Source organism: Methylocella sp. (assembly GCF_041905455.1).
Taxonomy (GTDB): domain Bacteria; phylum Pseudomonadota; class Alphaproteobacteria; order Rhizobiales; family Beijerinckiaceae; genus Methylocapsa.
Genome location: NZ_JAYRLA010000022.1, coordinates 36,047 through 46,406, shown reverse-complemented (window position 1 = coordinate 46,406; position 10,360 = coordinate 36,047). Strand labels below are relative to the sequence as shown.

9 protein-coding genes are annotated in these 10,360 nt (G+C 71.0%); 1 reads left to right on the top strand and 8 read right to left on the bottom strand.

The features are described from left to right. Window positions 1–122: 122 nt before the first annotated feature. Window positions 123–608, bottom strand: a complete 486-nt coding sequence (locus ACE3OG_RS14905; protein ID WP_374310032.1) for a peroxiredoxin — start codon at window positions 606–608, stop codon at window positions 123–125. After that, window positions 605–1,510 (bottom strand): protein-disulfide reductase DsbD domain-containing protein, encoded by a 906-nt coding sequence (locus tag ACE3OG_RS14900; RefSeq protein WP_374310030.1) that lies wholly within the window; start codon window positions 1,508–1,510, stop codon window positions 605–607. The genes ACE3OG_RS14905 and ACE3OG_RS14900 overlap by 4 nt, the downstream gene beginning before the upstream one ends. A gap of 205 nt (window positions 1,511–1,715) precedes the next feature. Between ACE3OG_RS14900 and ACE3OG_RS14895 the strand changes: the two genes are divergently transcribed. Next, entirely contained in the window at window positions 1,716–2,324 is a 609-nt protein-coding gene (locus tag ACE3OG_RS14895; RefSeq protein ID WP_374310028.1) for a YqgE/AlgH family protein, read from the top strand. A gap of 38 nt (window positions 2,325–2,362) precedes the next feature. Here the strand turns inward: ACE3OG_RS14895 and ACE3OG_RS14890 are convergent, their stop codons facing one another. The 6 genes from ACE3OG_RS14890 to ACE3OG_RS14865 all read right to left on the bottom strand — a co-directional run bounded on the left by ACE3OG_RS14890 (window position 2,363) and on the right by ACE3OG_RS14865 (window position 9,746). Further along, complete coding sequence (locus ACE3OG_RS14890; RefSeq protein WP_374310026.1) at window positions 2,363–5,248, bottom strand: EAL domain-containing protein; 2,886 nt, start codon at window positions 5,246–5,248, stop codon at window positions 2,363–2,365. Next, a complete protein-coding gene (locus ACE3OG_RS14885) occupies window positions 5,245–5,850 on the bottom strand; it encodes a GNAT family N-acetyltransferase (protein WP_374310024.1) in 606 nt (201 codons plus the stop codon). The genes ACE3OG_RS14890 and ACE3OG_RS14885 overlap by 4 nt, the downstream gene beginning before the upstream one ends. A gap of 16 nt (window positions 5,851–5,866) precedes the next feature. Further along, complete coding sequence (locus tag ACE3OG_RS14880) at window positions 5,867–7,132, bottom strand: M16 family metallopeptidase (protein ID WP_374310022.1); 1,266 nt, start codon at window positions 7,130–7,132, stop codon at window positions 5,867–5,869. Then, window positions 7,129–8,562: a threonine synthase gene (thrC, locus tag ACE3OG_RS14875; protein WP_374310020.1), complete on the bottom strand. Its 1,434-nt coding sequence runs from the start codon at window positions 8,560–8,562 to the stop codon at window positions 7,129–7,131. Before thrC ends, ACE3OG_RS14880 begins: the two co-directional genes overlap by 4 nt. 159 nt (window positions 8,563–8,721) lie before the next feature. Continuing rightward, entirely contained in the window at window positions 8,722–9,456 is a 735-nt protein-coding gene (locus tag ACE3OG_RS14870) for an SURF1 family protein (protein WP_374310018.1), read from the bottom strand. Beyond that, window positions 9,453–9,746, bottom strand: coding sequence for a DUF983 domain-containing protein (locus tag ACE3OG_RS14865; protein WP_374310016.1), 294 nt, complete (start codon window positions 9,744–9,746; stop codon window positions 9,453–9,455). The genes ACE3OG_RS14870 and ACE3OG_RS14865 overlap by 4 nt, the downstream gene beginning before the upstream one ends. Window positions 9,747–10,360 lie beyond the last annotated feature (614 nt).

The following is a 10,360-nucleotide window of genomic DNA, read 5'->3' as shown; positions in this document are numbered from 1 at the left end:
CTCCACTGAGCCTCGTTCAGCTCATAGCGTCGCACGCCCATCGATGCGCTCCGAATCAAAAAAATCCGCAGCCCATTGATTCCGCGCCAAACGCAAAAATGAATCCCGAATGTCGATTGGTCCTAGATCGCCTCGAGCAGCGCTTCGGCGCTCGAGGCCTCGGCCTTGCCGGGGCTCGTCTCGACGTTGACGACGCGCACCACGCCGTCGTCGACCAGCATGGCGTAGCGCTGCGACCTGACCCCCAGGCCGCGCTCGGTGAGGTCGAGCGGCAGGCCAACCGCCCGCGCGAAATCGCCGTTGCCGTCGGCGAGGAAAAGGAGCCGTCCGCCCGTCCCGGTGTCCTTGGCCCAGGCGGTCATCACGAACACGTCGTTGACCGAGACGACGGCGACGGCGTCGACGTTCTTCGCCTTGAAGGCGTCGAGGCGGTCGGCGAAGCCCGGCAGATGGACGTTGCTGCAGGTCGGGGTGAAGGCGCCCGGCACGCCGATGAGCGCGACGCGGCGTCCCTTGAAGATTTCGTCGGTCGTTCGCACGGCCGGGCCGTCCGGCGTCATGACGGCGAAATTGGCCTTGGGCAGCCTGTCGCCCGGCTTGATGCTCATTGCGTTTCCTCCCCCTCGCGATCCGGCGCGCCGTCGGCCACGGCCCGTCGCGCGTCAAGCTCGACCGTGAACTCGTAGGCCTGCGGACCGGAGAGGGTCAAGACGACGCTGGCGTGGCGCGCGCCCTCCGGCTGCTCCGTCTGGACGATGAGGAACTCGCCGGGCGCGTCGCCCGGACGCGTCTCGAAGAACCAGCCGGGCGGCGCCTCGGCGAAAAGATCGGCGGGCGCGGACGGCTCCGCGCCGTCGCGCAGCCGCAGCCGCCAGGTCGGCCGCGCCGCGCCGGGCTCGCGCGTCATGCTCACCTTGCGCGCGCTCTCGCCCGCGGCGAGCGGGCGCGGGGTCTTCGCCTGCGCGGCGAGAAGCCTTTCCTCGTGCTCGCCCGGCGCGCCGCCGGCGGCGACGCGGGGAAGCGCGAGGGTGAGCCTGGCCGTGACGGGGACGCAGATCTTGCCGCACACGGCGTAATTCATGGAGAGCGCGAGCTTCGCCGGCTTGCCGGGATCCTTGAGGCGAAGGTCGAGCGGAAACACGACGTCGTCGCGATAGCCGAAGACGTTGAGGCCGTCCTCGAGGAAGCGGGTCGGGACCGGGTAGCGGACGCTGGCCTTGTCGACGTTCTCCGACGCTGAAAAATCGAACTCGGGCGGCGCCCCGGCGTCTCCGGGCGTGCGCCAGTAGGTCAAGACGTCGGGATCGAGGCGGATCTCGACGCCCGCGCGCCAGCCGTCGGCCGAGGGCGCGGCGATGAGGCGCGCCGAGGATATCCTGAGCCGCGTCCAGCCGCTGTCGAGCTCTTGCGCGCAGGCCGGCGCAAACGCCGGCGCGGCGGCGAGGCCGGCCGCGAGAAAGCCGCCGAGGCGGGCGCGGCGCGAGGCGCGTTTCACAAGCTGGAAAGACATTTGCATCAGGATTTGACGTAAGATGGCGCCGGAAGGCCTCGCGCGAGGCAGACACGGTATTTTGCAAGTTGCGGCGCCGCAACTTACATTGAGGTGAATGAAAAAAGGCATCGGGGGCGGCGCATGTGGATGGAGCGAAACGTGCGTGTCTGATCAGCGTTGGAAGTCTTTCCAGCAGAATGTGGCGGAAAACATGGGATCGAAAATGTCTCGCGGCGATGGCGCAGGGGGCTCGGGCTCCTACCTCGACGGACAGCTCCTCGTCGCCATGCCGGGAATGGCCGACAACCGTTTCGCGCGCTCCGTGATCTACCTGTGCGCGCATTCCGAGGAGGGGGCGATGGGCATCGTCGTCAACCGCCCGGCGCGCAAGGTGACGTTTTCCGACCTTCTCGTGCAGCTCGACGTGATCAAGGCCGAGGAGACGATCCAGCTGCCGGCGACGGCCGGCGCGGTGCAGGTGCTCAAGGGCGGCCCCGTCGAGACCGGCCGCGGCTTCGTGCTTCACTCCAATGATTTCTTCATCGACAATTCGACGCTGCCGATCGATTCGCGCGTCTCGCTGACCGCGACGATCGACATATTGCGCGCCATCGCCCGCGGCGCGGGGCCCGACCGCGCGCTGCTCGCGCTCGGCTACTCCGGCTGGTCGGCGGGCCAGCTCGAGGCGGAGATGCAGGACAACGGCTGGCTCAACATCCCCGCCGATCCGTCGCTGATCTTCGACGAGGCGCTCGGTTCGAAATATGAGCGGGCGCTGCGCATGGTCGGGATCGATCCGGCGCGGCTGTCCTCGGACCTCGGCCACGCCTGAGGCGCCGGACTAAAGATCTGGCGGGCGGGCGCGCAGGCTCAGGCCGCGACGCTCGCCGCGCCGACGAGCTTCCTCGCCTCGTCGGCGCTGATCGGATGGCCGAAGGCGAACCCCTGGGCGTATTCGCAGCCGAGCTGCGAGAGTTCGATCGCGTCGGATTCGTCCTCGACGCCTTCGGCCACCACGTCCATGCCGAGGTCATGCGCCAGCGCCACGATCGAGCGCAGGATGATCGGCCGCGCGCCCGAGCCGTTGCGTCCGACGAAGGAGCGGTCGATCTTCAGCGTGTCGAAGGGGAAGCGCTGGAGATAGGCGAGGGAGGAGAAGCCGGTTCCGAAATCGTCGAGGGCGAGCCCGGCGCCGAGCTCGCGGATGCGCGTCAGCATCTGCGCGGCGAGCTCCGGGTTCTCCATGACGAGGCTTTCGGTCAGCTCGAGCTTCAGCGATCCAGGCGCGACCTCGACGCGCGACAGCGCCGACTTGACGTCGCCGATGAGGTCGTGGCGCAGAAGCTGGCGCGAGGAGACGTTGACGCTGACGAAAAGCGGCGGATCGACGTCGAGCGCCCGCTGCCAGACGGAGAGTTCGCTCGCCGCGCGCTTGAGCGCGAACAGGCCGAGATCAATGATCGTCCCGGTCTCCTCGGCGACGGGGATGAACTCGGCCGGGCCGAGCCTGCCCTCGCGCGGATGGTCCCAGCGCAGCAGCGCCTCGAAGCCGGCCACCGTGCGGTCCTCGAGCCGCACGATCGGCTGGAAGAAGAGCTTCATCTCGCCCCGCTCCAGCGCCCGCCGCAGGTCGGCGGCGAGGCCGACGCGGTCGGAGCGCAGCGCGCGCATCGTCGCGCGGAACGTCTCGACGCGCCCGCCGCCGAGCCGTTTCGCGTGGCGCATGGCGATCTCGGCGTCCTTCACCATGTCCTCGCGCCGGGCGTGCAGCTGGGGATCGTAGAAGGCGACGCCGATCGAGGTCGAGAGCGGGATCTCGCGGTCGGAGAAGGCGACCGGCGTCGAGGAGACGCGCAGCGCGGCCGAGGCGAGCTCGGCGATGCGGCTCTGCTCCTTCTCGGAGACGATCAGGGCGACGAATTCGTCGCCCTGCAGGCGCGCGAGCGTGTCCTGCGGCTTCAGCACGCGCGAAAGGCGCCGGGCGAGGGCGATCAGGATCGAATCCCCGGCCGGAAAGCCGGCGCTGGCGTTGATCTCTTTGAACCGGTCGACGTCGAGGCACATCACCGCCGGGCGCAGGTTCGGGTCGGCCTCGGCGAGCGCCAGCGCGGCGCCGAGGCGGTCGTGGAACAGCTCGCGGTTGGGCAGGCCGGTCAGCGAATCATGCACGGCGTCGTGCAGCAGCCGCTCCTCGGCTGCCTTCGCCTCGGTGACGTCGGCGAGCGTGCCGACGACGCGCAGCGCCTCGCCGTCGGCGCCGACCACCGGCCGCGCCCTGAGACGGAACCAGTGATATTGCCCGTCCGCCGCGCGCAGGCGAAAATCCTGGTTGATGCGCCCGCGCCGCTGCTCCAGCATGGCGTCGAGGCTCGCCCGGTAGCGGTCGCGCTCGGAGGGGTGCAGCACGTCGAACCAGGTCGAGGCGGGGCCCTCGAGCGCGCCGCGCGGCAGGCCGAGCTGCGCCTCGATCTCCGGGCTCACATAGATGCGGTCGGCCGCGACGTCCCAGTCGAAGATGACGTCGCCGCCGCCCGCCAGCGCCAGCGCCTTGCGCTCGGAGTCGGAGACCGCGCCATGGGCGAGGCCGGAGCCGACGAAGGCGTTCTGCATGATGGTGAAGCCGATCAGCATCACGATCAGCACGAGGCCGCCGATGAGGGCCGGCGAGACGAGGTCGTTGGTGAGCGCGCCGGTGACGGCGAAGGCCGCGCCGACGATCCAGGCGAGCAGCAGGAACCAGGTCGGGATCAGCATCACCGCCCGGTCGTAGCCGTGGATCGCGAGATAGAGCACGAGCACGAAGCCGACGGCGCCGACGGCGGCGATGGAGATGCGCGCGACGCCCGCCGCGACCGGCGCGTCGTAGACGGCGAGGCCGACGAGGGCGGCGAGGAAGAGGAGCCAGATCGCCGCCACATGCGAGGCGCGCACGTGCCAGCGGTTGAGGTTGAGGTATGCGAACAGGAAGACGAGCAGGGTCGCGGCGAGGATCGACTCCGTGCCGGCGCGCCAGATGCGGTCGCTCGCGCCCTCGCCGCCGAAGATGCGGCTCCAGAAGCCGAAGTCGATGCACACGTAGATGAGCACCGTCCAGGCGAGCGCCGCCGCGGCGGGGAAGATCACCGCGCCGCGCACCACGAAGACGATGGTCAGGAACAGCGCGAGCAGGCCGGCGACGCCGATGACGATGCCCTTGTAAAGGGCGAGGCTGGTCTGGCGGTCCTTGTAGGCGTCGGGCTCCCACAGGTGCAGCTGCGGCAGGTTCGGGGTGCGCAGCTCGGCGACGTAGGTGACGGTCGCGCCGGGGTCGAGGGTCAGCCGGAACACGTCGGCGTCCTCGCTGTCCTCGCGCTCGGGCGGGTAGCCCTGGCTCGCGGTGATCGCCGAGATGCGCGTGGCGCCGAGGTCGGGCCAGATCACGCCCGAGCCGACGAGACGGAAGTGCGGCGCGACGATCAGCCGCTCGATCTGCTCGCCGGTGTCGTTCGAAAGCGCGAAGACGATCCAGTTCGGCCGCGTGCCTTCCTCGCGCGCGCGCACCTCGATGCGGCGCACGATGCCGTCGGCGCCCGGCGCCGTCGCCACCAGCAGGCGGTCGCCGGCCGAAGAATAGCTCTCCACCGATTTGGTGAGGTCGATCACGCGCGCGTCGAGCGGCGTGCGCACGGCCTCGATCGCCCGCGCGGCGGGGGCGAGGAGGCAGGCCAGCAGCGCCAGCGCCAGCGCGAGCGACGCGCGAGGGAGCTTGCGTCTCACGGCTGCGCGGGGCGGAGGGGCGGAATGGAGTCGGTTTCGACGAGGCCGTAGAGCAGATGGTCCTCCCAAACGCCGTTGATGCGCAGATACGCCCGCGCGTAGCCCTCGCGCATGAAGCCGACGCGCTCGAGCAGGCGCATCGACGGCTCGTTGTGCGGCAGGCAGGAGGCCTCGACGCGGTGCAGCCGCAGCCCGCCGAAGGCGAAGGCGATCGTCGCGCGCACGGCCCTCGTCATGAAGCCGCGGTTGGCGTGCGGCGCGCCGATCCAGTAGCCGAGGGTCGCCGCCTGCACCACGCCGCGCCGCACCTGGCCGAGCGTCAGCCCGCCGAGCAGCACGTCGTCGTCGCGGAAGACGAGGAAGGCGAAGGATTCGCTCGCCTCCATCTCCTGCTGGTGGCGGCGCACGCGGCGCCGGAAGGCGGTCCGCGTCAGATCGTCGGCCGGCCAGGTCGGCTCCCAGGGGATGAGGAAGTCGCGGCTCACGTCGCGCAGATGCGCCCACGCCTCGTAGTCGCGCAGCTCGGGCGGACGCAGATAGACGCCTTCGCCGCGCAGGAGCTGTCCGGATTCGGGATTGGGGCCGATGCGGAAGAGAGCCATGGCGATGCCTTGATTGTCAGCCGGCGCCGACGCGCTCGGCGACGCGGTCGGGCGCGAACACTTTGGCGACGGGGCCGATGGCGGCGACGGTGGGCTTCGAGCGCAGGGCGCGCGCGCCGGCGGCGCGGATCGCGGCGATGTCGAGCCCGTCGATCGCGGCGACGATCTCCTCGCGCGTCAGCACGCGGCCGAAGGCCATCACCTGCCGCGCGATCTGCTCGCAGCGCTGCGCCGGCGATTCGAGGGCGGTGAGCAGCGAGACCTTCATCTGCGCCTTGGCGCGGCGCGCCTCGGCTTCCGAAAGGGCTTGCGCCGCCTCGGCGAGGCAGTCGAGGGCGACGGGCGTGAGCTCGGCGACGTCCTTCGCGCCGGTGGCGGCGTAGAAGCCGAACAGGCCGGCGTCGGAATAGCCCCAGTGGAAGGCGTGGATGGCGTAGGCGAGGCCGCGCGTCTCGCGCACCTCCTGGAACAGGCGCGAGGACATGCCGCCGCCGACCGCGTTGGCGAACACCTGCAGCGCGTAGAAGTCGGGGTCGTCGTAGGCGAGGCCCTCGAAGCCGATGACGATATGCGCCTGCTCGAGCCGCCGCTTGAGGCGGATCTCGCCGCCGTGGTAGACGGCCGCCGGCGCGCGGTCCCGCGCGCCCCTGGGCGGCAGCTTGCCGAACAGCTCCTGCGCCGCCGCGCAGACGCGCTCGTGGTCGACCGCGCCGGCGGCGCCGACGACCGTCGCCGGGCTCGCGTAATGGCGCCCGAGATAGTCGCCGATGGCGTCGCGCGAAAAACTGGCGATGCGCTCGGGCGTGCCGAGGATCGGCCGGCCGATCGCCTGGCCCGGAAATGCGGCGGCGCTGAACAGGTCGAACACGAGGTCGTCGGGCGTGTCCTCGACGGCGCCGATCTCCTGCAGGATCACGCCCTTTTCGCGCTCGAGCTCGTCCTTGTCGAAGGCGCTCTCGGTCAGGATGTCGGCGAGGATGTCGAGCGCGAGCGGCGCGTCGGCGGCGAGCACATGGGCGTAATAGGCGGTGTGCTCGGTCGAGGTCGCGGCGTTGAGGTCGCCGCCGGCGGCCTCGATCTCCTCGGCGATGGCGCGCGCGGAACGCCGGCGCGTCCCCTTGAAGGCCATGTGCTCGAGCAGGTGCGACAGGCCGTGCTCGCCCGCGCTTTCGTGGCGCGAGCCGGCGGCGACCCACACGCCGAGCGAGGCGGTCTCGAGATGCGGCATGGCGTCGGTGACGACGCGCAACCCCGAGGGCAGGGTGTCGACGCGCGCGCTCACGAGGCCGCCTGCGCGGAGGCATGCGCGACCGACGCGCGCGAGGCGGCGCGAACGAAGCGCTCGATCTCGCGCTGGTCGTTGGGCAGGATCGTCACGCGCTCGTCGGCGTCCATCAGACGGCGCATGTGCGCCGGCAGGGGAGGGCGAATCCCGATCGCCGCCTCGATGGCGTCGGGGAATTTCGCGGCGTGCGCGGTGCCGAGGGCGATGAGCGGAACCTGCGTTCCACGGGCCTGCGCCTCCCGCCGCGCGGCGGCGACGCCGACCGCCGTATGCGGATCGACGACATAGGCGCTCTCGGCGTAGACGCGGGCGATCTCGGCGGTCGTCTGCGCCTCGTCGACGCTGAAGGCGTCGAACTCGGCGCGGATCGCTTCGAGCGGGCCAGGATCGAGCGCGAAGGCGCGCGACTGCGCGAGCTGCGCCATCTTGCGCCTGACCGCGGCGGCGTCGCGTCCGTGCGCCTCGAACAGCAGCCGCTCGAAATTCGACGAGACCTGAATGTCCATCGAGGGCGACTGGGTGGCGAGCGACACGCCGATCTCGTAGGCGCCGCAGGACAGCGCGCGCGGCAGGATGTCGTTGGCGTTGGTGGCGATGACCAGCCGCTCGACCGGCAGGCCCATGCGCTTGGCTATCCAGCCGGCGAAGACGTCGCCGAAATTGCCGGTCGGCACGACGAAGGAGGCCGCGCGCCCCGGCGCGCCGAGCGCGACGGCGCTCGTGAAATAATAGACGGTCTGGGCGAGGACGCGGGCGAAGTTGATGGAGTTGACGCCGGCGAGGCCGGTCTCCTCGCGCAGCGCCCGGTTCGCGAACAGCGCCTTGACCGCGCCCTGGGCGTCGTCGAACGAGCCTTCGAGCGCGACGACATGGACGTTGGCGGCGCCCGAGGTCGTCATCTGGCGGCGCTGCACCTCCGACACGCGCCCGTGCGGATAGAGAATCACGACGTCGACCTGCGAGAGGCCGGCGAACGCCTCGATCGCGGCGGCGCCCGTGTCGCCCGAGGTCGCGCCGACGATCGTCGCGCGCTGGCCGCGCGCCTTCAGCGCATGGTCGACGAGCCGCGCGAGCAGCTGCATCGCAAGGTCCTTGAAGGCGAGCGTCGGGCCGTGGAACAGCTCGAGCGTGAACAGGCCGGGTTCGAGCTGGACGAGCGGCGCGACGGCGCCGTGGCGGAACGAGGCGTAGGCGTCCTCGATCATCGCGCGCAGCGCGCCGCGCTCGATCTCGTCCTCGACGAAGGGGGCGATCACCGCCTCGGCGACCTCGGCGTAGGGGCGGCCGGAAAAGCGCGCGATCGCCCGCGCGTCGAGGCGCGGATAGCTCTCGGGCAGGTAGAGGCCGCCGTCCGGGGCGAGCCCGTGCAGCAGCGTCTGCATGAAGGAGAGAGGCGCGGCCTCGCCGCGCGTGGAGACATATTTCAAGGCGAAAATCCAGGATCCCGCCGCGTCGGCGGCCGTTCAAGCTAGCATAATCGCGAGAGCGCGGCAGCCTCGCCGCCGGCTCCCGCCGCGGTGCGGGCGAAGACGCGTTCGCCCAAGCACAAACAGCAGATTATGGCGCAAATGCGCGGGCCGCGCCGCTCATCCGCCGGGCTCGCGCGCGGCGCGCCAGGCGTAGGCCGCGAAGACGCCGAGGAGCGCGGCGGCGAGGCCGAACCAGGTCAGCGCGTAGGACAGGTGGTTGTTGGGAAAGGCGATCGCCGTCTCGCCGCCGGACGGCGCGCCGGGCGCCGCCGGCGCGCCCCGGTCGGCGTCGACGATGAAGGGCGCGGCGCGCGCGAGGTCGAAACGCGCCGCGACGGACGCCGGATCGCGGCTGAAGAAATTTCCGCGCGCGGGGTCGTCGGCCGGAGTGAAGAGGTTGCGCGGCTCGGGGGCGCGCATCAGCCCGACGATCGGCTCGGGCGCCTGCGCCTGAGGCTCGGGCCGCCGCGCGCGGTCCTTGAGCGCCTCCGGGACGAAGCCGCGGTTGACGACGACATAGGCGCCGGAGGGCAGGCGCGCCGGCGTCAGGACGAGATAGCCGGGCTCGTGCGCCGGGCCGCCGGCGGGGCGGAAGACGAGCGCCTCCCTGCCGCGCTCGAGCGTCGCGTCGAAGCGCACGTGGCGATATTCGTAGGCCTGCGGGTCGAGCCGCGTCCAGTCGGCCTCCGGCGGCAGGGGGGCGGGCGGGGCGCCGGCGCGCGCCTCGATCTGCGCGATGAGGCCTTCCTTCCAGGCGAGGCGGCGCAGCTGCCAGACGCCGAGCGCGCAGAGGAGCGCGACGCCGGCGAGGGTCGCCGCCGCCGGCGCCATGAGCCGTCGGGGGAGCCTCAAGGCGCGATGCGTCCCTGCTCGGCCTTGGTGCGATATTGCTGGGCGACCAGAAGCCCCTTGGCCGGACGCAGCAGCCCGACGCAGACGATCGCCGTCAGCGGCAGGAACAGCACGAGGTGGACCCAGAACGGCGGCTCGTAGGCGAGCTCGGTCCAGAACGCCGCGCCGAGCACGAGGAAGCCGCCGAGGAGGCAGACGAAAACGGCGGGGCCGTCCGCCGCGTCGGCGAAGCTGAAGTCGAGGCCGCACGCCTCGCAGCGCGGGGCGAGGGCGAGGAGGCCCTTGAACATATGGCCTTTTCCGCATCTGGGGCAGCGCCCCCCGAGCCCCGCCGCCAGGACGGAGGGGGAAGCGGCGTTCTGCGTCATGATCGTCCCTCCGGCGCGCCGGTCCGGTCGCCGGCGGGCCTTCTGTATCATGTCGCGGCGCGCCGCGCATGCGCGGCCGGCGGCGGAGAACATGGCGAAATTGTAGCGCGCGCAGGCTTTTTTCCGGCTGCATTGTGTCGAAAGCGTCTTTATGATAGCTTTCCAGCGTCGATCGGAGCTGAGGAGAAAGTTGTGATCGATGATTGGCTCCGCCCGCCGGTAGACGCTTGGCGCAGATTGCGGCGCGCATTTGATTTGGCGCAATTTCACCTTTCGCGCGCATGAGGCGGACGAGGCCGCCTGAGCGCTAGACTTCAATATCGGGGCGAGTTGGCGCGGCGGCGCGTTCGCGACATTGTGTGCGCGTGGCGCGCTCCCATGTCTTGATCTGGATCGCGCAGCTGCGCTTACGTCGCGAGGCGAAAATCACATGACGGCCCAGTGCGCAAGAGTGGTTCCGAGCGTCTGCGAGACCCTTCGCGGGAGTCTTGGCGGCCCGTCCGCGCGCCGTCGGCGGCGCGTCGCGGGGGAGCGGC

What these genes read in the sequence shown, in the direction of transcription:
- ACE3OG_RS14905 (WP_374310032.1), bottom strand. Translation starts at nt 608, where the DNA reads ATGAGCATCAAGCCGGGCGACAGGCTGCCCAAGGCCAATTTCGCCGTC.
- ACE3OG_RS14900 (WP_374310030.1), bottom strand. Translation starts at nt 1,510, where the DNA reads ATGTCTTTCCAGCTTGTGAAACGCGCCTCGCGCCGCGCCCGCCTCGGC.
- ACE3OG_RS14895 (WP_374310028.1), top strand. Translation starts at nt 1,716, where the DNA reads ATGTCTCGCGGCGATGGCGCAGGGGGCTCGGGCTCCTACCTCGACGGA.
- ACE3OG_RS14885 (WP_374310024.1), bottom strand. Translation starts at nt 5,850, where the DNA reads ATGGCTCTCTTCCGCATCGGCCCCAATCCCGAATCCGGACAGCTCCTG.
- ACE3OG_RS14865 (WP_374310016.1), bottom strand. Translation starts at nt 9,746, where the DNA reads ATGTTCAAGGGCCTCCTCGCCCTCGCCCCGCGCTGCGAGGCGTGCGGC.